The 26492-nt window shown below is 35.9% G+C and carries 24 protein-coding genes; 10 read left to right on the forward strand and 14 right to left on the reverse strand.

All coding sequences use genetic code 11. From position 1 onward, the window contains the following. The first annotated feature begins 35 nt into the window (after positions 1-35). The 4 genes from DYR29_RS18065 (at position 36) to DYR29_RS18080 (ending at position 5101) form a co-directional block, all read left to right on the forward strand. Positions 36-2687 carry a 4-alpha-glucanotransferase gene (locus tag DYR29_RS18065; protein WP_213277943.1) on the forward strand — a complete coding sequence of 884 codons (2652 nt, stop codon included), beginning with the start codon at positions 36-38 and terminating at the stop codon, positions 2685-2687. Positions 2688-2826: 139 nt separating this feature from the next. After that, complete coding sequence (locus DYR29_RS18070; RefSeq protein WP_213277944.1) at positions 2827-3828, forward strand: hypothetical protein; 1002 nt, start codon at positions 2827-2829, stop codon at positions 3826-3828. Positions 3829-4014: 186 nt separating this feature from the next. Continuing rightward, positions 4015-4464 (forward strand): hypothetical protein, encoded by a 450-nt coding sequence (locus DYR29_RS18075; protein ID WP_213277945.1) that lies wholly within the window; start codon positions 4015-4017, stop codon positions 4462-4464. Between the two features lie 127 nt (positions 4465-4591). After that, positions 4592-5101, forward strand: a complete 510-nt coding sequence (locus tag DYR29_RS18080; protein ID WP_047374012.1) for a ferritin — start codon at positions 4592-4594, stop codon at positions 5099-5101. Positions 5102-5210: 109 nt separating this feature from the next. Here the strand turns inward: DYR29_RS18080 and DYR29_RS18085 are convergent, their stop codons facing one another. Next, the gene (locus DYR29_RS18085; protein ID WP_213277946.1) at positions 5211-8351 is read right to left on the reverse strand and encodes a UvrD-helicase domain-containing protein; all 3141 of its coding nucleotides are present in this window, start codon (positions 8349-8351) and stop codon (positions 5211-5213) included. A 182-nt stretch (positions 8352-8533) separates the two neighbouring features. On the opposite strand from DYR29_RS18085, the gene DYR29_RS18090 reads away from it, so the two are divergent. The 4 genes from DYR29_RS18090 to DYR29_RS18105 all read left to right on the forward strand — a co-directional run bounded on the left by DYR29_RS18090 (position 8534) and on the right by DYR29_RS18105 (position 11737). Beyond that, entirely contained in the window at positions 8534-9280 is a 747-nt protein-coding gene (locus DYR29_RS18090) for a hypothetical protein (RefSeq protein WP_213277947.1), read from the forward strand. Beyond that, the gene (locus tag DYR29_RS18095) at positions 9281-10099 is read left to right on the forward strand and encodes a hypothetical protein (protein ID WP_213277948.1); all 819 of its coding nucleotides are present in this window, start codon (positions 9281-9283) and stop codon (positions 10097-10099) included. A 15-nt stretch (positions 10100-10114) separates the two neighbouring features. After that, positions 10115-10918: a carboxypeptidase regulatory-like domain-containing protein gene (locus tag DYR29_RS18100; protein ID WP_249413533.1), complete on the forward strand. Its 804-nt coding sequence runs from the start codon at positions 10115-10117 to the stop codon at positions 10916-10918. Positions 10919-11002: 84 nt separating this feature from the next. Further along, a complete protein-coding gene (locus DYR29_RS18105; protein ID WP_213277949.1) occupies positions 11003-11737 on the forward strand; it encodes an SIMPL domain-containing protein in 735 nt (244 codons plus the stop codon). A 97-nt stretch (positions 11738-11834) separates the two neighbouring features. On the opposite strand, the gene DYR29_RS18110 is transcribed toward DYR29_RS18105, so the two are convergent. From DYR29_RS18110 to DYR29_RS18130, 5 genes are all read right to left on the reverse strand, one after another. Continuing rightward, positions 11835-12347 (reverse strand): GNAT family N-acetyltransferase, encoded by a 513-nt coding sequence (locus DYR29_RS18110; RefSeq protein ID WP_213277950.1) that lies wholly within the window; start codon positions 12345-12347, stop codon positions 11835-11837. A gap of 3 nt (positions 12348-12350) precedes the next feature. Further along, the gene (locus DYR29_RS18115) at positions 12351-12572 is read right to left on the reverse strand and encodes a PspC family transcriptional regulator (RefSeq protein ID WP_034695702.1); all 222 of its coding nucleotides are present in this window, start codon (positions 12570-12572) and stop codon (positions 12351-12353) included. Positions 12573-12664: 92 nt separating this feature from the next. Continuing rightward, a complete protein-coding gene (locus DYR29_RS18120) occupies positions 12665-13921 on the reverse strand; it encodes a DUF2851 family protein (protein ID WP_213277951.1) in 1257 nt (418 codons plus the stop codon). 28 nt (positions 13922-13949) lie between these two features. Continuing rightward, positions 13950-15098, reverse strand: coding sequence for an N-acetyl-alpha-D-glucosaminyl L-malate synthase BshA (gene bshA, locus DYR29_RS18125; protein WP_213277952.1), 1149 nt, complete (start codon positions 15096-15098; stop codon positions 13950-13952). 26 nt (positions 15099-15124) lie between these two features. After that, positions 15125-16828, reverse strand: a complete 1704-nt coding sequence (locus DYR29_RS18130) for a glycoside hydrolase family 3 protein (RefSeq protein ID WP_213277953.1) — start codon at positions 16826-16828, stop codon at positions 15125-15127. Positions 16829-16944: 116 nt separating this feature from the next. Here DYR29_RS18130 and DYR29_RS18135 point away from each other — a divergent pair, with 116 nt between their 5' ends. Beyond that, positions 16945-17493, forward strand: coding sequence for a hypothetical protein (locus DYR29_RS18135; RefSeq protein WP_213277954.1), 549 nt, complete (start codon positions 16945-16947; stop codon positions 17491-17493). 273 nt (positions 17494-17766) lie between these two features. Here DYR29_RS18135 and ribA read toward each other — a convergent pair whose 3' ends face one another. The 8 genes from ribA to DYR29_RS18175 form a co-directional block, all read right to left on the reverse strand. Next, positions 17767-18363, reverse strand: a complete 597-nt coding sequence (gene ribA, locus DYR29_RS18140) for a GTP cyclohydrolase II (protein ID WP_034695719.1) — start codon at positions 18361-18363, stop codon at positions 17767-17769. 18 nt (positions 18364-18381) lie between these two features. Continuing rightward, positions 18382-18840: a hypothetical protein gene (locus DYR29_RS18145; protein WP_142719677.1), complete on the reverse strand. Its 459-nt coding sequence runs from the start codon at positions 18838-18840 to the stop codon at positions 18382-18384. After that, positions 18837-19451, reverse strand: coding sequence for a DUF4254 domain-containing protein (locus DYR29_RS18150; RefSeq protein ID WP_047420296.1), 615 nt, complete (start codon positions 19449-19451; stop codon positions 18837-18839). The genes DYR29_RS18145 and DYR29_RS18150 overlap by 4 nt, the downstream gene beginning before the upstream one ends. Before the next feature lie 10 nt (positions 19452-19461). Next, entirely contained in the window at positions 19462-19674 is a 213-nt protein-coding gene (locus DYR29_RS18155; protein WP_047420295.1) for a twin-arginine translocase TatA/TatE family subunit, read from the reverse strand. Positions 19675-19705: 31 nt separating this feature from the next. After that, positions 19706-21268, reverse strand: a complete 1563-nt coding sequence (locus DYR29_RS18160) for a peptidoglycan DD-metalloendopeptidase family protein (protein WP_213277955.1) — start codon at positions 21266-21268, stop codon at positions 19706-19708. After that, positions 21265-22116: a DUF4292 domain-containing protein gene (locus DYR29_RS18165; RefSeq protein ID WP_213277956.1), complete on the reverse strand. Its 852-nt coding sequence runs from the start codon at positions 22114-22116 to the stop codon at positions 21265-21267. Before DYR29_RS18165 ends, DYR29_RS18160 begins: the two co-directional genes overlap by 4 nt. Positions 22117-22224: 108 nt before the next feature. Beyond that, positions 22225-23241, reverse strand: coding sequence for a sugar phosphate nucleotidyltransferase (locus tag DYR29_RS18170; RefSeq protein ID WP_213277957.1), 1017 nt, complete (start codon positions 23239-23241; stop codon positions 22225-22227). Positions 23242-23394: 153 nt separating this feature from the next. Continuing rightward, positions 23395-24822 (reverse strand): oligosaccharide flippase family protein, encoded by a 1428-nt coding sequence (locus DYR29_RS18175; RefSeq protein WP_213277958.1) that lies wholly within the window; start codon positions 24820-24822, stop codon positions 23395-23397. A 100-nt stretch (positions 24823-24922) separates the two neighbouring features. Between DYR29_RS18175 and DYR29_RS18180 the strand changes: the two genes are divergently transcribed. Then, complete coding sequence (locus DYR29_RS18180; protein ID WP_213277959.1) at positions 24923-26260, forward strand: dihydroorotase; 1338 nt, start codon at positions 24923-24925, stop codon at positions 26258-26260. Positions 26261-26492: the final 232 nt, after the last annotated feature.

Consider the following 26492-nt stretch of genomic DNA (forward strand, 5'->3'; position numbering starts at 1 on the left):
TCGATATTATAATGTACTTTTATAAAAAAATATAGATGAAACTATACTTTAATGTAGGATATATTGTAAAGGCTGGAGAAAGTTTGCAGTTGGTCATTGGTGAAGAAGGAGCTGCAGTACATATCCATACTATGTTTTATGCTGACAATGGAGTTTGGAAATGTGAAGTTGACAATTTCTCAAAATCCATTTCTTACCAATACCGGGTAGTTAATGAAAAAGGCAATGTATTAAGAGAGGAATTTGTTCCGCATCATCTTAGTTTTCCCCATAATTATAAGGAGTTTATAGTTTTTGACGAATGGAATAACAAAAATTTTCCAGAAAACTATTTAAACAATAAAATCCTTTACAATAGGCTGCATGATTTTGTTCCCGAAAAAATAACGGTTTTAAAAAAACATACCCATTTATTCCGGATAGAAGCCCCTATCTATAATCCGGATTGGAGAATTGTGCTCTTTGGAAGCACCGGATCCTTAGGAAACTGGAGTTACGAAAAAGTTATTCACCTGCATCAGACAGATTTCGGAATGTGGGAAGCTTCTGTAGAAATTCCGGAGGATGAATTGATCCAATTCAAATATTGTATTTACGATATCAAAGAAAACAGAGTCATTGATGTGGAAACCGGAGAAAACAGGTTTACGGTTGCTAATCCGTTAAGTGATGTTCTGCAGATTGTTTCCAATCATTATTTCAGATTCAAAGGATATCAGATGTATCATGATGCCGGCGTTGCTGTTCCAGTATTCTCTCTGAGAAGTGAAGATGGCTTTGGGGTAGGAGAATTTGCAGATATTAAAAAATTAGCAGATTGGACAAAAGAAACGAATCTTGGTATTATTCAGATTCTTCCGATCAATGATACAACAGCGAATTATTCATGGACGGATTCTTATCCTTATGCAGCAGTATCTGTTTATGCCCTGCATCCACAATATATCTCTATAGAAAAGCTTGATTATTCTTTACCGAAAGAATTAGTTGAATTGTATTTGATTGAAAAAGAGGAGTTAAATGCTTTGGAACTGATTGATTATGAAAAAATGATCGAAGGTAAGTGGAAATATCTTACCGCTGTTTTCTATGCGGAGAAAGATAAAATCTACAAAGACAAAAACTTCAAAAAATTCATCAAGGATAATGAATATTGGCTTGTTCCTTATTCTGCATTCTGTGTATTGAGGGACAAATATAAGACACCTAATTTTAACGAGTGGAAAACCCATAAAAAATATATTGCAGGAAAAATCTTACAGTTTTTTACAACGAAAAGTAAAGATTATGATTCCTCTATGCTTCATGCATGGGTACAGTATCAATTGCATGTACAGCTGAAGGATGCTGTTGATTACGCTCATAACCTGGGAATTTCGTTGAAGGGAGACCTTCCGATCGGAATTTACAGATATTCCGTAGAAGCCTGGACAGAGCCGGAATTATTCGGGATGGATTTTCAGGCAGGTGCACCCCCCGATCAATTTACTGAACTGGGACAAAACTGGGAATTCCCAACTTACAATTGGGAAGCCATGAAAGCAGATGATTACAGATGGTGGAAAAACAGATTCAAAGCACTGGAACAGTATTTCGATGCTATGAGGATTGACCACATTCTTGGTTTCTTCAGAATATGGAGAATGCCTGTTTCTGCCGTACAAGGGATTTTAGGGTACTTTTATCCGGCTGTTCCTATAGTAGCGGAGGAATTTAAAGCCTGGCAGATTCCGTTTAATTTTGACAGGTATTGCAAGCCTTTTATCAACAATCAGGTTTTATGGGACTATTTTGGAAAAGATAGCGGAAAAGCTCTTGAATTTATGAACCGCAATGTGGACGGAACCTATGCGTTCAAAGAAGAGTTTGATACCCAGAGAAAACTGACTGATTTCTTTAAGAAAAAATCATACGGTCCGCTTGAAGAACAATTGATCGCTCTGTGTGCCAATGTTTTGTTTTTACCAGAAGAGAGAAACGGGAAAACAGTTTATCACCCAAGGTTCAATGTATACAATACAGAATCTTACAAACATCTTCCCGAACTGGAGCAGAAAAACATTTATGATCTGTATCACGATTATTTCTTCAGAAGACAGGATCACCTCTGGTCTGAAAAAGCGATGGAAAAACTTCCCGTTATCCTGAATGCTACCAAAATGCTGATCTGCGGGGAAGACCTGGGAATGGTTCCTGCATGTGTACCGGTTGTAATGGACGAATTGGCTATCATCGCTTTGAAAGTACAGCGAATGCCTTCTGAAAATATTCCGTTCTATAATCCTAAGCATGCCAACTATATGAATGTAGTAACAGCATCTTCACACGACAGCTCTACCTTGAGACAGTGGTGGAAAGAAGATCCTGCCCTTACCCAAAAATATTTCAACCAGCAGTTGATACAGTACGGTAAAGCCCCAGCAGACTTGAGCCCTCATCTTGCAGAGATCATCATGAAGCAGCATTTATATAACGAAGCTATGCTGACTATTTTCCCGATTCAGGAGTTTCTGGCAACTGATGCTGAACTTACTAATAGGAACATTGATAATGAAAGAATTAACAATCCTGCGGTTTTTCCACATTATTGGCGTTATAGAATGCATATAAAGCTGGAAGACCTTAAACAGAAAAAATCTTTCAATGAAAAGATAGCTTTTTGGATAAAAGATAGTGGTAGAATGTAAATTTAACATCTGATTATCAGTTAGTTGTAAATAATTTAAAAGAAGTTTGATCTTATGATTTAACTTCTTTTTTTTATTTGTATCAAAAAGATAGAATTAAGATATTCTGCTATATATTAACCAATTAACGACTATAGAGATGAAAAAAATATTTTTAGGATTAGCTTTTGGGTTGGGCGTTTTGACGGCAGCTCAGCAGTATCCGAACAATGGTTGGGGTGATGATGGTTATTATCAGAATGGAGAAGGCTATTACAGCGATGAAGATGACAGAAATTATTTCCCTGACGATTATTATTACAATTATCCTCAGGATTATTATCCAAGTGATTATTATCAAAGCTATTATAACGACTACAGAGGAAGTATCATTAATATCGACTGGAACGGATTTTTCGTACAGAACAGATTAAGCCGCTGGCAGGTAGACCAGATCATGAGACTTAATAATCTGTATGCAAGTTTTACGGCGTGGGATAATTTCTACCGATATAATCCGGACAGATGGTACTATGACAGATTTTATGCACTGGAAAGAATTTTAGGACCAAGAGTATTTGTTGTTTTCCAAAATAACTATTACAGAGGTTCAAGTCCTGTTGTCTATTTCCAGAATTACAGAAGATCATATTATGTGCCGAGATATACTGTAATGCCAAGATATAGAAATATCAATATCAATATTTACAGAGTAGACAGATCAAGATTCCGTAGAATGGATAACCCTACTTTTGATCTTGTCAGAAGAGACAACAGAGGAGGTAATGGTTTCAGAAATACGAGAACCGATAACTCAGGTGGTTTCCGTGATAATAACGGCGGCTTTAGAAGCAGTAATGGCGGAAATAGAGGAAACACTGACAATAACGGTGGCTTCAGAAGTAACAATGGAGGATTCAGAGGGAATTCTGACAATGGAGGAACCCGTGGAAATTCCGACAATAATGGAGGATTCAGAACTAGTAATGGAGGCGGTTTCAGAGGAAACAGTGAAGTGAGAAGAGAAGCTCCGAAAAGAGAAGATAACGGCGGATTTAGAGGAAATGGAGGAGGCTCCAGACAAAGATCTGAAAGTTCTGCTCCAAGCCAGCATAACCGTGGGAATAACGGAGGCTTTAGAGGAAGCTTAGTAAAGAATTAATTTTCATATATTATATTTAAGTGGTGTGAAGGGCAGGTTTTTATAATCTGTCCTTTTTTTGTTGTTTCACTAATTTATTTTAGTTAAAATTTAACATTATTTATGAATTTGTTAATTTAACTTGTGTTTTAATTAATAATCAAAAAGGTATAATAACAAAATAACAATTAATTAAATTTTAAAAAGATGAAAAAATTAGTTTTAGCAATAGCATTTATCGGAATGGGAAGTTTTGCCATGGCGCAACAGACTACAACTCCACAGGACAGACAGGCAAGAGCCGTAGAAATGAAGCAAAAAATGGAGCAGAAACAACAGGAACGTCTTGCAGAAATGCAAAAAGACCTTAATCTGAACCAGTCTCAGGTAGCTCAGATAAAAGACCTTCAGGAGAAAAGAAATGCTGAAAGGAAAGCTGAGTTCGAAAAAAATAAAGGAGACAGACAAGCTAAGATGCAGGAGATGATGGCCAAAAGAGCACAAATGGATGCTGACATGGAGAAAATTCTAAACCCTGAACAATATGATAAATGGCAGGCTGACAGAAAAGCAAAAGCAGAAAAAATGAAGATGGCAATGAAAGAAAGAAGAATGATGAAAAAGCCGATGAATACTGGAGCTGCTGATGTAAAATAACAGCCTGTAATTTTAGTTTTTTAATGTGTTAAGGATGGATTTTTTTCCATCCTTTTTGTATTAATTTTCTTTAAAACTTTTGATTTCGGGCTTTTATTCCCTATTTTTGACTATAAATTTAATACTTATGGTTAGCGAAAAAATTGCAAAATTAATCAACGAACAAATTGCCCACGAACAATACGCCGCTCAATATTATCTTTCAATGTCTGCATGGTTTTCCGGAAAAGATCTGGATGGAATTGCCAACTATTTCAGAGTACAGAGCAAAGAAGAATTAATGCACGCAGATAAAATGTTTGATTATTTGAATGATGTAGGCGGGGAAATTATCATCGGAGAAATTCCAAAACCTCCACATGAGTTCGAAAATGCTACGGATATTTTTGAGAAAGCTTTGGCACATGAGAAAATAGTAACTAAAAGTATTTTCAATATTGTAAAAAATGCAAACGATGAAGGAGATTTTGCAACAACGTCATTCCTGCAGTGGTTTATCAACGAACAGGTAGAAGAAGAAGCCAGTGCTTCCCAATACGTAACGAAAATCAAAATGGTATGCGATAATCCATCTGCACTATACCTTTTTGATCAGGAATTGTCTCAGAGAGTATTTGTTCCTGCTACGACGGCTTAAGACTTAAACTTCTTAAAATATAAAACCGCTTTTCAATAGAATAGCGGTTTTTATTTTTATCTGAAAATCCATTAAAAACAAAAGAATTAAACTTTTAGGATTGGAATATTTATAGATAGATAATCTGAGTTTTAAGAACCTTTTTACCCAGACGTTCAAGTATGTTTTTATAACCTTCCACCTGTGCCTCGTCCTTAGTTTTTTGTTCACCAGTCTTGAAATCAACAATGATATACCCTTCTTCACCTTTTAAAATACGGTCAGGCCTGAAGATATGGCTTTCCCCATTTTCAGAGATCATAATATCTTTCTCGTTGGTCACTTCCCATTTTTCATCAAAGAATTCCGCATATTTTTTCACAATCTCTTCTAAAGTGAGCTGTATTTCATTTTTTTCCTCAAGCGTAATCTGTCCTTCCAGAGCGTAACCTTCCAGTACTTTTGAAATATCTTTTTCAGTATTGATTTTTGATAAAAGTTCATGAACAAATAGCCCGATTCTTACTTTTTCATTCCGTACCTGGTAGTTTTTAGACGGCGTAGCAATCTTGATAGAAGTACTTTTTTCATTGACATTCTTCAGATTCTGGATATTCTGCGTTTTAAAAGATGAACTTTTATCTTTCGAGTATTTTTTCAGCATTTCAGGATTCACTTCATACACATCAAACTCATCAGCCTGTTCCTGATTTTTTGTTTGAAGGAATTCCAGAAGCTCAAGATTATTAGAGGTCTTATTGGCTTTCTGAAGATAGAAAAACAGCTGTTCAACAGGTCTGGTGGTCGCAACATATTGCAGACATAACCTGTCAATCATGTTTTTATAAGAATTTGTACTGTTGAAAAACAGGATTTCCTCATCATAAACTTCCAGGTTCTTATTAAACTGATTGATGTTCACCGATTTTAAAGCTTCATTTTCATTCGTATCAAACCAGTTGGTAAATTCATTATCCCGGTTTTTGTTCATCATAGGAATAAAAACAATAGGAAATTCCAGTCCTTTAGACTTGTGGATAGTCATGATCTGGATCGCATCAATGTTTTCCGAAGCCTGAATGGTGTAAGAAGAAGCTTCTTCGTCCCAATATTTCAAAAACTCTTTCGTACTGGCACCCGCATTCTGGGTGAAGTTGAAAAGCATTTCCAGGAAATTCAGTAAAAAGTCGGTCTCTTTCTTTTCAACAGAAAATTCATTGATGTAATATTCTATGAAATTATACAGATTAAACCTCGGGAAATTATCCTGCTTAAGCTGCAGCGAATATTTTTGCTGAATAAACTGAAGTATTTCTTCATGGCCCTCAATATCCAGAATTTCTTTCATTTCCAAAGTGAAATCCGGCATATGAATTTTTCCCAGTGTATTCAGGTGATACATCATCATGATCAGGCAATGCTTATTCTTAGGATTAAGTTCCCATCGCAGAAATTCAATCACAGCCTTTAACGTATTGGAAAGCTCCAGTGTAAGACCTTTATCGGAAATTGTTTTAATATTCGTTTCCCCACTGCGATATTGAACTTTTAAACTTCCCAGTTTTTGAGAGTAGCTGAAAATATCAAAATTTCCACGACAGAGAATCGTAATGTCAGAAAACTTAAAGCCATTATCCAGACATTCCTGGATATCTTTCCGCATTCTTTCTGAAGTATCATTGTAAAAGTCTTCATTCGTAAGATTGTCGATCAGGTTCACCTTTACACGTCCGTCAAACTTTGATTTTGGACTTTGCTCAGCATCTTCACCGAAAATATTTTTATGTTCTTCCAAAAGACCTTCAGAATGGAATCGGTACAGCTCATTATTGAACTTCACAATATTTCTGGCACTTCTCCAGTTGTCCTTTAACACAAGAAGATCGGCTTCCTTCGGTGAAAATTCTTTTTTGTTGATAATATCCAGCATCAGTTTACTTTCTCCACCACGGAATCTGTAAATACTCTGCTTGGGATCTCCCACCAAAGTAAATGAAGTATACTCTGTAGAAACACTATGATCTCTCAGCGGAACAAAATTTTGCCACTGGAGCTCTGACGTGTCCTGAAACTCATCAAAGAAATAATGCTGAAACTGCGCTCCTACTTTTTCGTAAATAAAAGCAGAAGGTTCATTTTTAAGATTTTCATTGATCAGGATATTAAATTTAGAAAGAAGAACAAGATCATTTTCCTCTTCAATTTTTTGAAGTTCATCCTGAATATCCTTATTTACCTTTAAAGGAAGAAGAGCAGACAAAACTTTCTCTTTCTTCTGGGTCTCAATGTACAGAAGGATAAGTTTCATTCTGTGATCAAGAAGTTGGTCAAGAATCTCGAAGATCTCAGATTCTTTATGTTTTGATTTTGAAGAGGCTCCCTTTCTGTAATTGTTGACAACAGACTCTTCCTGTGTGGTGGGAAAAGGAAACCCGGGTCTTTTCTGCTGGTAAAAATCTATAACCTTTGTAAAAAAACCTCCGATTCCGTTTTTACCCTGAGCAAAATCTTCAATATCAATATTTCTGGATTTGAATAATTCAATAGAGCTGGCCGCAAGTTCTGCGGACTGTTTTTTATTGAGAACAATTTCTTTACGAAGTGTATTCTTTATCTTCTCATAATTGGCATCGTCAAAACTTTTATTGCTTTTCAGATGCTCATAGTGAATATCCTTTACAAATTCTTTTGCAGAATCATAAAGGTTTTTGTTAAGATTAATTCTTTCATTATTTTCAAGACTGTAGTCTACATAATCCATGAAAGAATTGGAGATTGTCTCATTTTCCCCGATCTGATCCAGCATTTTATCAACCGCTTCTATCAAAAAGGGTTCAGCTTCAATTTCAAGATTAAAATTTTTAGCCAGTCCCAGTTCATAAGAAAAGCTTCTTACCAGCCTTGAATTAAAACGGTCAATAGTTCCGATATTCAATGTGGAATAATTGTGGAGAACATAATCCAATAATTTCTTAGAACGGTCATGAAGTTCATCAATCGTAATTTTTAACTCCTGTTCTTCAAAAGCTTTCTGGATATTTTTCAGATCCGTATTCTCAGCATAATCTTTAGCGGAGAAATTTCCCAGCCAGGATAAAATTCTTTCCTTCATCTCATTGGCTGCCTTATTGGTGAAAGTCAGAGCGAGAATATTCCTGATCGACTGCTGTTGATTAGGATAGCGGAGACAGATCATCAACAGCCTTTGTACCAGGGCATAGGTTTTCCCGGATCCGGCAGAAGCATTGATGACTGTGTAAGAATTTTGCATTGTAAAAAGAGAATTGAGACTGCAAGTTAGCTAAAATTTAAAAGAAACTTTAACAATTTAATCAGGCTATTTAACAGTTTAGAAGGCAAAAATCAAAAAGAAATATTAAAACGCGTTAACTGTGGTTAAACTTATGGTATACATTAAAAATAATTTTAGCTTTGCTCTATAAAAAACAGCCAGTGAAACTCAAACTATTCTTTTTTTTCTCCTTTATTCTTTTTATCCATACCCATGCCCAAAGTTATATATTCGGAAAGATTACTTCTGAAAACGGTGCTGAAATGGAAGACGTGAATGTAATCAATATCCGTACTGATGAAATTGTACTTTCAAACAGAGACGGCCATTTTATGATTTCCGGAAAACAGGGGGATGAATTACGTTTTATAAAAGCAGGATATGAAAGGCTCATGAGGAAAGTTTCTCAGGAAAATATACAGTCTCCTATGAATATAACCCTTGTCCGCCAAACCATTCAGATTCCTGAAGTGGAAGTAAAGCAAGGCCTTACCGGAAACCTGAAAATAGATTCAAAGCTCTACAACAAGCCTAAAAAGGTTGAAAAGCTGCTCAAAGATATGGACCAATATATGGCTAAGAAATCTGACCCGAGAATATTGGCGGCAAAACCCGGAGAGTTTGTACAGCCTAAAGGGCAGGGATTCTTTATAGGAAAGGTGAAAGACAAATGGGATGATGTAGATTTGATGAAATACATCAGAGCAAGTTTAGGCGATGATTATTTTACCAATCTTAAGATCGAAAAGCCTCTGATAGACCATTTTATTTACTATGTTTTAGCAGGCGGTTTTGAAAGAAAAAAAATACTGAAATATGGATTCTGTAGTGATGCAGATCTGAACAGGTTCCAACGTTTTGTTCTGACAAGAATTTCATCTTACCGCGCTCCACAAACTAAAAGATAGATGGAGATGAGTTATACCGGAAGATTTTTATTCCTTGTGCTTTTTTGTATCACTTCGGGATTATGGGCACAGCAAAAGATATCGGGAAAAGTGATCACAGGAAATGAACTGGACTTAACTCCAGTACTCGTTGTCAATATTTCACAAGGTAAAAGCATGTTAAGTGATATGTCCGGGAAATTTGAGATTGAAGCAAAAGAAAATGATGAGATCAGATTTGTTAAAGAAGGATATTACCGTGTTGATAAGAAGATTACCAGTGAAGAAATGAATTCTCCATTGAATATTATTCTCAAAAGAATGGAAATCCAGATTCCTGAAGTGAAAATCACCTATAAGCCTACAGGAAATTTAGCAAAAGATAATCAGCATTTGAATGAATCAAGAAAGCTTCAGTCATTAAAATCAGATATGGAGGATTATATGAGAAGTCCGCTTAATCAGCCTTTGCCTACCAATGCTATTTCTAAAACTTTTACCGGACACGATTACAATGTGGGGCAGGTAAACCTGTTTGGCGTATTTAATGCTGTATCAGGCCTGGTAAAGAAGGTAACAAAACCTAAAATTACCAAAGCGAATTATAACGAAACTCAGGATTTCCTTAAAAGAGTAAAAACTCAGGTTAATTTGAATTTCCTGAAAAAATACGGAATGGATGAGGAGCAGATAGATACCTTTCTCCTCTATGCAGAAAAGACACGTTCACTGGCCAAAAGATACAGGAAGGATTTTCAAATAAGTGTTGTAGAATATGAGCTTAAAATAGCATTCGGGGAATACAGTAAAATGAATAAATTAGAAGGAACTAAAGAATAATAAAAGTTGGGGTATATGACTGAAAATATTGAAACATCTAGGCAGAGAAAATTTCTTCTTTTCCTTATGCTTCTGTGCAGTACTTTTATTTTTTCTCAACAGACAGTAACGGGACGGATAGTGGATGATAATGGGGAAAACCTGAGTAAAGTGATTGTTATCAACATGTCTTCCGACAAAAAAGTATATTCTGATTCAGAGGGTGTGTTTTCTATAGAAGCCAATCCTAATGATGAACTTCGGTTTGTAAAAGAAGATTTCAACAGAACGTCCAGAAGAGTTCTTATCAATGGTATTAATCCTCCGTTGTTCATTACACTTTATCAGATTCCGAGAGATGTAGGGGAAGTAAAGATCGTAAAAAAACTTACAGGAGATCTGGAAACAGATTCCCGGATTGTGGCAAAAGTAGATAAAGGAGAGCAGGTAAGAGATGCAGTAGGACTTCCGCAGCCTGTGGGAAAAATGAGAGAAAAGCCGGCCGAAGTGAAAAGTGTTCTTTTGCCGATACTCTTAGGAAATCTGAATGTTCAGGGAGTTTATGATCTGATAAGCGGGAAGGCCAGAAGGCAGAAAAGACAATATAGATATGATGATCTTCAGGAACATGTGGCCTGGATTCGGGACAGGATTGAGGATGATTACTTTGTAAAAGCCGGAATTCCTGCCGACAGAATTTCAGAATTCATACAGTTTTCATTTTTAGCAAAGCCTCAGGTACGAACGTATGTGAGAGCAAAAAATCTTTCAGGCGTAATGTTGAGATTAGAAGAAACGGTACCTCTTTTTATACAAAGATTGAAAGAGAATCAAAAGTAGTTTAAATGTTAAAGAAATCTTAAAATATTGGAATGGTAATTGATACAGTTTTCAATGTAACAACAACCCAAATTCACAAATTTTATGAATAAAAACATTCTTGCAGTAGCTATAGCCGCGCTGGGTTTTGTAATCGGGCTCGGGTTTTTAGGAAATGCCATTAAAAACAGAAACAAATCTGAAAATACAATTTCTGTAACAGGTCTCGGCACAAAACAGTTTACGTCGGATCTGATCACCTGGTCCGGAAGTTTTTCCAAAAATAATGCTGATCTGAAATCGGCTTATGATGAGCTGGCGACAGACAGAAAAGTCATCAATGACTATCTGCTTTCAAAAGGAATACAGCAGAAAGGGATTGTATTTTCTTCCGTGGATATTCAAAAACAGTTCAGAAGTTATAATGATGCCAATGGAAACTATGTCCAGGGCGAATTCTCCGGTTATAATCTTACCCAAAAAGTCTCTATTGAAAGTAAAGAAGTTGGCAAAATAGAAAATCTTTCCAGAAATATTACGGAAATTATCAATCGTGGAATTGAATTCACTTCATCTTCACCAGCTTATTTTTATACCAAACTGGCTACCGTAAAACAGGAAATGATTGCCAGTGCAACAAAAGATGCCAAAGAACGTGCTGAAAAAATTGCTGAAAACTCGGGAAGCAGCTTGGGAAATCTAAAGAAAGCAACAATGGGGGTGATCCAGATTACAGCACCCAATTCTAATGAAGATTATTCCTATGGAGGTACTTTCAATACTTCATCCAAAGAAAAAGAAGCAAGCATTACAATAAAACTGGAATACGAAGTAAATTAATAGAACAGTTCAAAACTACAGAAAATTAAGTGTTTAAAAACTTTGTGGAAAAAGATAAACAATAAACGCCGGAGAAAGATTCCGGCGTTTTATATTTTTAATGATAAATAATATCGTAAATTTCTTTTTTAGCTTCCTCCACATTTTCAGGAGTATAATTAGCAAGCAGCCATAAGTTCAAAGACTTTTTTCCTTCACCATAGCTCGGCTGAATATGAGTGTCATCAATCAGGTTGAAGTTATTTCTTTGATAAAAAGAATACCGTCTTGCAGCATCTTCACTCAAATCTGCGGGTTCAATTTCTAAAATAACACCCGGATAGTTTTCTGAGATATGATTGATGATATGAGAACCCAGTTTTTTACTTCTGAATGCTTCAAATACTTCAAAATGCTCCACAAAAACAAAGTTACTAAGCTCCCACAAGATGAGGTAGCCAATAGCCTCCGATTCATGAATAACAGACATAAACTTTACATGCGGATTAGAAAATAAGCCTGTAAACTGTTCTTTATCTCGTTGCTCATCTACAGGAAAAGTAGTGGTGTAAGAAGTATAGATTTCCTGAACTCTATCATCTTCAGCAGTTGTGATCGGTAAAAATTCCATAATTTATAAATCAAAGACGCTAGGTCTTCTGGTGATAAAAATATCTTTAATCCAAAGGGTGAACGCCAATCCCAAATAGATCAGAAAGAAGAAGCCGGCTGTGGCAAAAGTAGAGTAGATAAAGAAAATTCTCAATTTTGAAACTGGAATTCCCAGCTTGGCACCCGTTCTTGTCAGTACACCAAACCACTCTCTTTCCATTTTATGACGGATATTACTCAGCATTTCCAGATTGTTATTTAAAAGTTTAAATCCAATACTGCAAGTTAAGGATTTTTTTTGATAAGGTTTTTGTATGTTGCTATCTATAAAGAGAATTATTCTTTTAAAAGTTTAAATCCAATCCCGCACGCTAAGCAGTTTTTTTCTTCACAATAAGTTTTATGATGATAGATCAGACTTTGGCTTTCCAAAGCATTGGTAATATTGAGTCCAATTTTTTTCCAGCTTGTTATGATGGTATTTTTTTCAGGAGAAACAGTTTTATATAGCTCAATAATTTCATCTGCATTTTCTTCACGATGATATCTGTGATAAGTATATTTTAAAGGAAGGACAGTATTTAAAATAAGAAGATCAATGAAATCCTTGCTTAATGTTTTAGGCTGTACTTTTGAAATATTTCCGAAATTAAAATGACAGTCCCAGTATTCAGAGGCTTTTATAGATTTAAAAATATTATACAGCTGATCCGAATTTCTGGCTTCCATGATCTTAGAAAATAAATGCTGATGTTTATAAAGGTCTGCCAGCTGAGACAATCGGATTGTAGGAAAATTGGGCGGTCTTAACCTTAAAAACTTAGGATGAAACTTCAGATCTGAAATCGAAAATTTGGCTTTAATGAAATCAAATTCTCTTTTCCATATTTTCATCTGTCCATCTTTCGGATCCTCGAGCCATCCCGAAATTCCAAATAATAAAGCTTCCAGCTGAAGGGGATTCTGGCGGATTTTATTGATAATACTGTAATCCACACTTTCAGCAATCTGCCGGAAAATATGGGCATTGACTTTTAATCCGAATGAATAAGCAAAACTGTGAAATAAAACGGCTTCAAAATTATTTTTATATCGGATTAAACTCTGTTCAAGTTCTTCAGATTTTTCGTCCAGTTTTTTCAGGATATTCTCTTCATGGAAGTTAACGGGCAATTTTTGAGGGTCAAATATTTTTTCACAGGGAATAAATTCATTTCCATTAATAAGCTTTTCATATTTCAATATGATATTTTCATCGATATGATTTTTCAGTTCCAATGTTGGAACCTGTTTTCCGGTAAGCTCTTGAATGTCTAGGTCATGCTGAAGTACAACATGCAGAATAATATTCTGATAATTGGGATCCTGGGAATGATTGTGGAAAATCCAGTCTGAGGAACGAACATGCAGTTCTATATTTCCTGCGAGAAGTAAGCCGTTGATTTTGATTTTAGCATCCAGAAAATCGGGGCCGGCATTTTTATTCCATTTTCCAAAATGGATGATGTCAACGGAATTTCCTTCAATATCCTTGAAGTTAAAATTTTTGAAAACCTTATAGTTCCAAAGATATTGAAGTAATTTTTCCGTCATAAGTGTGACGATAAATATAATAGAAATATTATACTTTCGTCAGCTTCTTATTAAAGTTTTCTATAGTCGTTCTATACATTTTCTCATAAATAGGAAGAATGTTTTTCAAATCGAATTTTATAGCCTGATCTTTCGCGTTTTGCTTCATTTTGGTTAAAAGTTCATCATTGCTCAACAGTTTGATGGTGTAGTTGCTCATAGCCTCCACATTTCCGATTTCAGCAAGATATCCTGTTTCTCCTTGAATATTCACTTCAGGAATTCCCCCTGCATTGGAACTGATTACCGGAGTATAAGCGGCCATCGCTTCCAAAGCTGCCAGACCAAAACTTTCCTGCTCGGAAGGAAGAAGAAATACATCAGAAAGCTGTAAGATTTTATAAAGATCATTCACCTTTCCTAAAAGACGGATTTTCGAGATAAGATCCGGATTTTCTTCTAAAAACTGATTGACTTTTTCCATATCAGGACCCTCACCAATGATAATCAGTTTGGATTTTACTTTTTTCTCTACATTTTTGAAGATCTGGAGAACTTCATCCACACGTTTTACAGGGCGAAGGTTGGATACGTGAATCAGGATCTTTTCATCAGGATTGGCAAACTGTGTTCTCTGGCACTCAGTACAGTCATCAAATTCAGAATTATCAATAAAATTGGTAATCACCTGAATTTCTTTTTTGATGTTAAAAAACTGAAGCGTATCTTTTTTCAGACTTTCAGAAACCGAAGTAATAGCATCTGACTGGTTGATGGAAAATTCTACAGCATGTTTATAACTCGGGTGCTGGCCTACAAGGGTAATATCTGTACCGTGCAGTGTAGTTACCAATGGAATATCATTATTGTCTTCCTGAAGCATTTGCTTTGCCGTAAAAGCTGCATATGCATACGGAATGGCATAATGTGCATGAAGAAGATCCAGTTTGTATAGATTGACAACCCTGTAGATCATTGAGCTTAACGCAATATCATAAGGCTGATACTGGAAAAGCGGATAGGTCTGAACATTTACTCTGTGGAAGAAAATGTTCGGATTGGTAATGTCTAATCTTGCAGGAAGTGCAGAACTGATGAAATGTACTTCATATCCTTTATTGGCAAGGGACATTCCTAATTCTGTTGCTACAATTCCGCTTCCTCCATAGGTTGGATAGCAAAGTATGCCTATTTTCATTAGATTATTGTTGTTTTGATGTTGTATTATTTGGTATTTGCTGAGGTAACTGCATTAAGATCAATCCCCATTCCTGGTTTCAGCTGATCATTAACCAGCACAGGAAGTTTTCCCCATATTTTTGTTTTTCCGTTTAAAGCATCAGCTGCAGCGTTCATAGAATCATCATTGTTTTCATAAGAAACAAGAACCGTTGAAACTTTTGAAATATCAATGTCCTTTAATGCATAAGCGCTTCCGAATACATTCAGAATTACATTTTGATTTTTGGTAAGATCAGAAAGCACCTGCTTGGATTCTGCTGAAACTTTATAAGGTTTGTAAGCTGTGGAATTATCTTTATGGAAACCTACAATTACTGTTGATCCCGCTGGAATAGTATTTATTTCACCTGCTTTTTTAATGATTACATTGTTTCCCAATCTGCTGGCAAAAGTCTGATAAGGGGCTTCTTCCAAAGGAACATAGTAAATCTGCTTTCCTGCAAGAGGAAGTAATTTCTTTTCATCCTTTAATAAAGTCAGCGCATTGGAATAAAGATTCTGTACCAGCTGGATATGAGAATTATTATTTAAATCTGCATTGATGTTTTCCGGATTTTTTGGTGTGTATTGCGTAAGGCCAAGGAAATACTTGGTTAATAAGATTTTTTTCACACTTTCTTCTACTCTAGATTGAGGAATTTCTCCTTTATCAATGGCTTTCTGAATTAGTTTTTTGCCTTCAGAAACACCTTGTGAGAAAAGCATAATGTCATTTCCTGCTTTAAAAGCCATAGCGTCCAGTTCGCCTGGTTTGTATTTATTGGCTACAGCACCCATGTTTAAAGCATCAGTAATGATTAAACCTTTATAACCCAGTTTGTCTTTAAGTAATCCGGTAATGATATTTTTAGAAACAGAAGCAGGAATTCCTTTTCCTGATTCTAAGCTTGGAACATATAAATGGGCAACCATTACTCCTCCGATTCCTTTATTCATCAAAGCTTTGAAGGGGGCCAGTTCTATTGTGTTAAGCCTTTCCATAGAGTGGGAAACTACAGGAAGATCAAGGTGTGAGTCTGTGCTGGTATCTCCGTGTCCCGGGAAATGTTTAATTGCTGCTAAAATATTGTTATCCTGAAGACCATTAGAATAGGATAGGGCAGAGCTGATTACATTATCTACTTCAGAACCAAAACTTCTGTTACCGATGATCGGATTATTAGGATTGGTATTTACATCCACTACAGGAGCAAAATCCCAGTTGATTCCCATTCTGTGACAATCCTCAGCAATTTTTGCGGCCATCTGGTACACAAGGTTTTTATCCTGAATAGCGCCCAATGTCATGGCCCATGGAAATTTGTGAGCAGTGGCTATTCTCTGGTAAAGCCCCCATTCTGCATCCATACCAATCATCAAAGGAACTTTTGATTTCTGCTGAAATTCATTGACCAGATTGATTTCCCTTGCGGCATCATCCTGCATTAAGATCAGACCGCCTATTTTATCTTTTGCAACAATATTTCTTACCTGGCTGATATAATCTTCACCTTTATTGGTATAAAGTGCCACAATAAAAAGCTGTCCTAGTTTTTCATCCTGAGAAAGATTTTTATAGGTTTTGTCAACCCAGTGCTGAGCCTTTTTCAAATCTTCCTTAGAAGCATTTTTGGGCTGATATTGGGCGTTCACCTTAGGACTTATCAATGCGGCAATAAAGAGTGAAGTATATAATAATTTCTTCATGACTTTTTGAATAAGAACAAAAATACAATTAAAAAAATGAGGAAAACAAAGTTTTTGAGATTTTTGGTATATGATTTGAATACGCAATATAAATAATAACTAAACTTTAATAAGAAATGAAAAAAATACTTCTCTTTTTATTCCTGGGCGCTGTAGGGTTTACTGCTTATAGCTGTGATAATAGTGATGACACTGTGGTACAGGGAACAGATTATGATACTATAAACCAGTCGTTTGATATATCTCCTAGTTTTACTAAAATTGATGATAATCTTTACAGATGGAGCGATGATTTTAAAAGCCCATTAGTACAGTCCGATATGGTTCTTATTTATATGCAGGTTGGAACAGACGGAGGTTCTCCTATCTGGAAACTTCTTCCATATACACGTTATGTAGGTAATCCAAATAATGATGCTGTAGATTATATTTTTGAATTCAGTAAATTTGCGGCTACTATTAATATTAATTCAACTGCTGCATTTAGCTTAACAGCTAATCCATCATATTACCAGAATAAAAATTTCAGAGTTCTTATACTTCCTGCAAACGGAACAGGAACTGGTGGTGCAAAAATGGCAAAAGGTACTGCTGTAGATTACAATGATTATAAGAGTGTAATCAAATATTACAATATTGACGAGTCTAAAATCAAGGCTAAATAATTTAGAAATATCTTTTCAGTTTTTTATAATTAAAAAAGCTCCGGGAGAAATCTCGGGGCTTTTGATTTTTAATGACCGCTTATCAAATCGATGAATGATTTTGGCGGTATAATTCAGGTATTTTGTTAAAGGATGGATAGAATTATAAGTATTATCAATTAAAGACCTATTTGAGTGCTTTACGTGTGAAATGAGCGTGTTGAATTTAAATGATAATCTCTTCAGTAATAATAAAAATAAGAAGCTTCAGAATTTCTGAAGCTTTTGTTGTATTTAGTTATCATTGTCATCCAACAGATGTCCAAAGAAATCTTTTTTTGTTTGCAGATATCCTTTGCTTATTTCGTTCGCGGGAATCTGTAGCGGTACTCTTGAATTAAGGTGAATATTGCTGTCTACCACATATTTTACCTTTTCAGGATTATTGGTGAGAAGGTTGATATCTTTTACATCCAGCAGATTAAGGATTTCAATGGCTACACCAAAGTTTCTGTCGTCTGCAGGAAGTCCCAGTTCAAGATTGGCCTGTACGGTGTCCAAACCTTTTTCCTGCAGGGAGTATGCCTTCAGCTTGTTGATGATCCCGATGTTTCTTCCTTCCTGGCGAAGGTAGATGATAATTCCACCGTTTTCATGGATGTATTTCATTGCAGCATCTAATTGCTGGCCGCATTCACATTTTTTTGAATGGAAAACTTCTCCGGTAATACATTCTGAATGGAAACGAACATTGACAGGCTTTGAAAAATCTGTATTTTCAGCAACGATGGCCATATGAGGCATCCAGTCATTTTCGTTTTCGGAGAAAGCTATCATTCGGAAAGTACCGTGTTCTGTAGGAACATTGGCTTCCGCCTGAATTTTAATCATTGATAGTTCAATTAGTTTTTAACTTCCTGGCAAAGCATCTTCAATAACAGAGATATTGGTTTTTAAACGAACCAGATATCTGTTGAGAACTTCATCGTCATCTCTGTCAAGATTCTGTCTTAGCTTTTGAATTTTTTTGTATGATTTTTCAAAGCTTTTAAGGGCTCTGCTTTTACCGGCAGAATTACTGGCATCAATAGCATATAAATAATTCTGAAGGCTATATTTCAAACTGGTGACCTCATCATTCAATCCATTGTTTTTAAACTTGGGAAAAGTGGAGATCATATTTGAAATTTCAGAAGCATTTACATTTTCTTTAACATTGATATTAAAATTCTTCTTTGAGCCTCTGTCGGAATCAGAACCTTTAGTATCACTATAAAAATTATTTGACAACGGGGAAAGATTTAGCTTTTCCGTTGCGCAGGAAGATGTTAATATGATAAGTACTCCAAGAAAAATTAGTCGTTTCATTTCTGTTGCCCTTTTTGATAAAGGATTGGGTTAAGACTTTCATCATTATACATTTTCATTTGTTTGTATACTTTCATCTTAACGTTACCGTTTTCAATATCAGCAAGCAACTGATTAATAGAAGTTGACAGGTCCTCTTTCTGAGTAAGCAGAACATCCAGTTTAGCCTGGCAGTTGTTTCTGTGTTCTTCAGAAGCAGATTCTCTATTCGCTTCTAACGACATATGATAAACCTTTAATGCAAGAATTGATAATCTGTCTACTGCCCAAGCGGGAGTTTCTGTATTTATTTTTGCGTCAGATTTAGGAGTTATATTTTCAAACTTAGTAAGGAACCAGCTGTCAATGTATTCTACCAGATCAGTTCTTTTCTGATTGGAAGCATCTATTGTTCTCTTGAGTTGAAGAGCTTCAGCCGGATCAATATTTTCATCTCTAATTATATCTTCCAGATGCCATTGAACGGTATCAATCCAGTTCTTTGCATACAAAATCCGTTCCAAAGTATCTTTTTCGAACGGGTTATTAATTAGAGTGTTAACGTCATCAGACACGTGATAGTCTTCAATAGCTTGATTGAAGACTTTCCATGCAGTCTCAGTAAATTTCATTAATGGAATTTTAGTTGCTTGGAGAATTAGTATCGTTCGAAGTTGGTTTCTTTTCAGAACCTGGCTTGTCTTCTTCTTTTACTGCATCTTTAAATTCTTTGATTCCTGAACCTACTCCTCTCATTAATTCCGGAATTTTCTTTCCTCCAAAAAGTAATACTAAAAGTATTGCTACGATAAGGATATGTTGCCAAGATAAGGCAAGTATTGTTAGTGTATTCATCTCGTAAAATTTTTGCAAAGTTACACTTTTTTTAATATGAAATCCAACCTAATGGATCAACTGGTGTACTTCCGTTCCATACTTGGAAATCAAGGGTATAAGCGCCATCAAAATCCTGAGCTATAGTACCTATCGCAGTTCCTGATGAAACTTGCTGTCCTTTGGAAACATTAGCATTGGATAAGTTGGAATAAATAGTAAAATACCCTCCGTGTTTGATAATTACGGTTTTGGTACCATCACTGCTCGCTACAACCGAAGATACGGTTCCCGGGAATACAGATTTAGCACGTGTACCTGAAGGCACGGAAATTTTAATACCTGTATTGTCTTCAGAGATATTTTTGAAAACCGGGTGTTGCTGTCTTCCGAAACGGTGTGTGATTTGTCCGGCTCTGTCTGCAGGATAACCAAGTCTTCCTCTGTTGTCTACAAAGTTGTTTCCTGTAGCGGTGGAAACTCCGTAGCTTGTCATTGCCTTTGTTTCAGCAGCTTTTTTATCTTCTTCTTTTCTCTTCGAAAGGGCAGCTTCTGCGGCTCTTGCTGCCGTTAATTTATCAGCAGCTTCTTTAGCTCGTGCGTTAGCTTCATCTGAAGCTTTTTTAGCAGCTATTCTTCTGGACTCATCTCTTGCATTGGCCTCTGCTTTGGCAGCATCTTCGCTACGTTTTCTTTCTTCTTCAGCTCTTTTTGCTGCCAGATCTGCTGCTCTCTTAGCTTCTGCCTCAGCAAGTCTTCTTTCTCTTTCAAGGGCTTCTGCTCTTGCTTTAGCTTCCGCTTCAATTCTTGCTTTTTCTCTTTCAGCAGCTAGTTTTGCCAAACGTATTTTTTCTGCTTCTGCTTTTCTTCTTGCTTCTTCCTCTGCTTTAGCAATTCTGATTTCTTCAGCAATAATAGCTCTGATCTGTCCTTCCAATGCTTTAGACTGAACTTGTTTTTGCTTAAGTTCAGCTGTCAGTTTAGATTCGTTTTTCTTAAAATCAGTCACCAATTGCTCTTTTTGAGCTCTTTCAGCATTAATCGTCGCCAAATCCTTCTGTTGGTTTACCAGAAGGTTTGCTTTCTCTTTTACAGAGTTTTGTCTTTGTGCAATTGTTTTTTTGATCAGATTGGCAGCATCTGTAATTTCAGCAGCTTTTTTATCCTGATAATCTGAATATTGTTTAAGGTACTGTACTCTACGGATAGCTTCTCCTAAATTCTTGGCAGAAAGGATAAAAGTTACTTTGTTCTGTACGCCTTTATTTTTATAAGCATTCACCAAAACCTCAGCATAGTTTTTTCTCAATACAGCCAGTTCTTTATTCTGACGGTTGATTTCCAGCTGACGTAAATAGATATCATCCTCAATGAATCTTTTTTCTTTCTGAGTATTATTATATACCTTCTCTCTTAAAACCAGCTTTTGGTTTACACTGGAAAGATAGGCTATAGAAAGCTTAGATTCACTTCTGGTTTTGGCTAAATCGGAATTTATTTGTGCAATTTGTTTTTTAAGTTCGGCATTCTGCTTCTGCAGCTGTTCTTTGTTCTGCTGTCCCTGGTGCAGTCCAAACATCAAAACACCTATTAAAAAGCTAAATTTTCTAATCATTTAATCTCAATTTTCTTATAACTGGATGGTACAGCATAAGGTGTTTCCATCCTCGAAAAGTCAAATTTCGTATTTTCCATTAAGATCTGACTAGATTTTGAGCCTTTTATAATTATTTTAACATTTTTCGGAAGGCGGATTCCTTCATATTCATTCCAGTCACTATATGAAACATCAAGTTCGTCTGAAGACTGAATATCTTTTAAATTGACGGACAATAAATCGTAATTAGTGTCATATTGAAGTGCAATTTTATATTCCCTGTTTTTTTCATCCGTCGTGATTTTCTGATTGATGTTAGAAACCATTTTGAAGCCCTGTGCATTCTGTGTCAGATCAAACTGTCTGTCATTTATTTTGACAAAAGTTCTTCCTAAAAGGATTTTCTCCAAAGATTTATAATCAATAAAATTAACGTTCAGTAAATTATTAAGATAATCAAAGTCAGAATCTATATAGGTTTTATTGATCTTGTCCTGGCCTTTTATTCCTTCAGGAGTAGCAATACCTCTGGCTGCATTGATGAATAATGCTCTGAGATTCATCCACACCTTTTTATCATTTTCAATATAAACAGTAGCATCCAGGGTAGGAACATAACTTCCTGTTTCTACACGAACTTTACTATCTATCTTGATCTGTTCAAATTTTGGTGGAATCAATACATGTTCAAAGAAAGTGAGTTTGTCTCTCACCGGTTGGTTTATATCTTTTGGATCTCTATTGTCTTTATCTGATGTTGTAGCAATGCTGTCCCGTGTCTGATCTGTACCATCTTGAACTTTGGTACGGGTCTTACAGGATGATAGGACAAGAAGCAGTAAAAGAAGGGGAATCCAATTTTTCATGTATTTATCTTTAATTAAAAAAATACGGTGCAATATTAACGCCAAACCACACAAAACATTTTGTGTGGCCTGATGATATCTTGTTTAAGTTAAATAATTTCTACTCTTTTATTTGGATAGAAAATCTAAAACGGAATAATCTCCCAAAGAAATTTCTCTGGCTACTCCGAAATATTGTGCAGAATTACCGATCATAGAATTGGAAAGGTTTCCATGATTGATTCTGGTGTTTTCCTGAATCAGAGAGTTTTCAATATTAGAATTAACAACTGTTGTATTGTTTCCTAATGAAACTCCGGGTCCTACTTTTGAGTTGGAGATTTTTACATTTTCACCAATAAAGCACGGCTGAATAATCAAAGAATTTTCAATCACGGCAGAAGCAGGGTGATTCTTCATTTCCTCTCTTTCATATTCAAGGATTTTACTGTTGGTTTCTACAGTGGCATTTTTGTTACCGCAGTCCATCCAGTCGTTTACTTTTCCAAGGGTAAACTTCGCTCCTTTAGATCTAAGGTTCTCAAGTGCTGTTGTCAGTTGATACTCACCTCCGTTTTTGATATCATTGTCCATGATATAGTTGATCTCTTCCAGCAGTTTTTCAGCACTGTTGAAATAATAAATACCGATGATGGCAAGATCTGAAACGTAAGTCGTCGGTTTTTCAACAAAATCTGTGATAAAACCGTAGTTGTCTAATTTTACAACTCCGAAAGCAGATGGATCTTCCACGCTTTTTACCCAGATCACTCCATCAGAATTTTTGTCTAATTGGAAATCTGCACGGAAAAGAGTATCTGCAAAAGCAATAACGATATCTCCCTGCATAGACTGTTCAGCACATTTGATGGCGTGAGCGGTACCAAGAGGGTCGTTCTGATAATATATGCTTCCTTTTGCTCCCAGCTTTTCAGCAATCTGAATAAGGGATCTTTCGATCTCAGGACCAAAATCTCCGATGATAAAAGCTACCTCTTCAATATTTTCTCCTGCAACTTTAGCAATATCTTCCACCAATCTCTGTACGATAGGTTTTCCTGCAATAGGAATAAGCGGTTTTGGAACTGTCAGTGTATGTGGACGTAATCTGGAACCACGTCCAGCCATTGGGACAATAATTTTCATAAATTATATGTATAAAAGATGTTTTATTAGTTGTTTTTAATATTTAGGTTAAAGATAATAATTAAAACCTTTGAGGAGTTATGATTTATATCTTTTTAAATAATTGTTTAAATTAACAATAGGTTTGTTTACAAGCAAAATAAAGACCAAAGTTTAATTCTTCCTGATTCTCGATAAAATCAGGTTTTTTTCGGAATAAATCAAAATTCCGGTAAAGATTAAAAAGAGTAAATTACTTGTTAGAATATTATAGTTGAGATACTTTACAATGATGAAGCTAAAAACACCAAGCAGTATCAGAAAGAAAGACATTTTCTTCATTCTGTAAGGAATAGGATAGTATTTCTGGCCCAGCAGATAGGATACAATCATCATAATAACATAGGCTCCGAACGTAGCCCACGCAGAACCGATCATACTGTGATAATAAGTTAAGGCTAAAAGATTGAGGCCAATATTTATTCCTGCTCCGAGCCACGAAATAACAGTTCCTACACTGGTTCTGTCCGTTACTTTATACCAGGTGGAAAAGTTATAATATATTCCGAAGCAGAGATTGGCAATAACAATGATCGGGATAATGTCTATAGCGATCCAGTAAGATTTGTTGGGAATAAAAACCTCTTTCAGCCAGGATATATTCGCGATAATTCCTAATGCTACGGCACAGGCAAAAAAGGAAAAGTATTCTGCTACTTTGGCATATGTTTTTTTAGCATCGCCTTTATCCATCTGTTTAAAAAAGAAAGGCTCAATACCCATTCGGTATGCCGTGACAAACAAGGTCATCAGTACGGCCAGTTTATAGCAGCCACCATAAGCACCGGCTTCTTCATCTGAAATATGATTTCTCTGGATGGATTTATCAAAGTTTTCATTGACCATAAAAGCCAGACCAGCCAGCATAAGCGGAAAAGAATATTTGATCATACGCCCGAACAAAGAGGTCACAAACTGAAATCTTACTTTTAATATAATAGGAAGGAGTAATAAAACTCCTAAAGCACTTCCCGCCAGATTACTGAAGAACGGATAATCCACATTTTGGCCCAAACCAAAACTTTTGGATATATTCTCCGGAATCCAGAAGAATAATGCCGCCGTAAAAACAGCCTGAAATATAGCCTGAATAACTCTTACAGCAGAATATTTGATAGGCTTATTATGAAAACGGAGCCAGGCAAACGGAATCACGAGTAAATTATCAAAAAACGCAATCAAAGCAAACCACCTGATATATTCAGGATTATCATGATAACCTAAATAATCTGCAATAGGCTGATTGAGCAAATAGCACAAGGCAAGAAAAACCGTGGACGTTGAAAACAAAAACCAGAATGAAGTATTGAAAGTTCTTTTTTCATTATCCTCTTCCGCTGAAAAACGGAAATACGCCGTTTCAAAACCGAAAGAAAGAATGATATTAACAAAAGAAATCCACGCATACAGCTGGGTGAAAATCGCAAAACCTTCATTGGGAATTTTATAGATCAACAGTGGATTCAGGATGAATAAAATAATTCTGGGTGCTATAGCCCCCGCTCCATAGATGATTGTCTGCCCTAATAGTTTCTTATACAAAGTCGAAATTTTTTACAAATGTAAAACTTTAAGTATTCGTTTGGTGATTTTGGGGCGAATTAAAACATAAAATCTTAATTTTACGGGGAAATAAATTGAAATGAAAGTTCTTATAAAAAACGTAAATATCGTCAACGAAGGAAAAGTCTTTGAAAGCGATATCCTAATAGAAAATGACTTAATCTCCAGGATAGCAGCTGATATTTCTGAAGAAGCAGATCAGGTTATTGACGGTTCAGGAAAGTATCTTCTTCCGGGTGTGATTGATGATCAGGTGCATTTCCGTGATCCTGGACTTACACATAAAGGAGACATTGAAAGTGAATCAAGAGCCGCTATTGCCGGTGGAGTAACCAGCTTTATCGATCAGCCTAATACGGTACCAAATGCTGTTACCCAGGAACTGTTAGCAGATAAATATGAGATTGCTTCCCAAAAAGCTTATGCCAACTATGGTTTTATGATGGGAGGAACGAATGATAATCTTGAGGAGGTTTTGAAAACAAATCCAAGAAATGTTCCCGGAATCAAATTATTCTTAGGTTCGTCTACAGGAAATATGTTGGTGGATAACCCGGAAACATTGGAAAATATTTTCAGCAATACTCAAATGCTTATTGCTGTTCACTGTGAAGATGAAGCTACCATCAGAGCCAATACTCAAAAATACATGGATGAATATGGTGAAGATATTCCTGTAAAATTCCACCACTTGATCAGAAGTGAGGAAGCATGTTATATTTCTTCTTCCAAGGCTATTGAACTTGCCGAAAAAACAGGAGCCAGACTTCACGTTTTCCATCTTTCGACAGCGAAGGAAATGGAACTTTTCAGAAATGATATCACTTTAAAAGATAAAAAGATCACTGCTGAGGTGTGTGTACATCACCTGACCTTTACCAATGAGGATTATGAAACAAAAGGCGGACTTATCAAATGGAACCCGGCTGTAAAAACTCAAAAGGATAAAGATGCTCTTTGGGAAGCATTGTTAGATGACAGAATTGATGTTATTGCTACAGACCATGCTCCGCATACCGCAGAAGAAAAAAATAATGTGTATACAAAATGTCCTTCAGGAGCGCCTTTGGTACAACATTCATTAGTTGTGATGCTTGAAAACTATAAAAACGGTAAAATCTCCCTTGAGAAAATCGTTGAAAAAATGTCTCATAATCCTGCTATCCTTTTCAAAGTTGAAAAAAGAGGTTTCGTGAGAGAAGGTTATAAAGCAGATCTGGTTTTAGTTGATTTAAATGAAAACTGGACGGTTTCCAAAGACAATCTACTGTACAAATGCGGCTGGAGTCCCTTAGAAGGAATGAATTTCCACTCAAAAGTTACTCATACTTTTGTCAACGGACATCTGGTGTATGACAATGGTACAATTGCAGAGGAGAAATTTGGAGAAAGATTGCTTTTTGAAGCTAGGGATTAATAAGATATAACCGAGGAATGTAGTCTCAGATTAATCTGAGATTGTCAAGATAATTCAATAGGAGCGGGCTTTAGCCCGCTCTCTTTATTTTAATTTTCCATTGGCTTTAGCCAAAACTTATTAAGCTCGCAGATTATACAGATTGACGAACGGTTGAGCTAAGTCCTTTTTTGAACTGTTTTAGATTTCCAGATAATTAAAATTTATGTAGTTTCGCGCAGAAAAAAAATTA

The sequence above is a fragment of the Chryseobacterium indologenes genome, from assembly GCF_018362995.1.
GTDB lineage: Bacteria > Bacteroidota > Bacteroidia > Flavobacteriales > Weeksellaceae > Chryseobacterium > Chryseobacterium indologenes_G.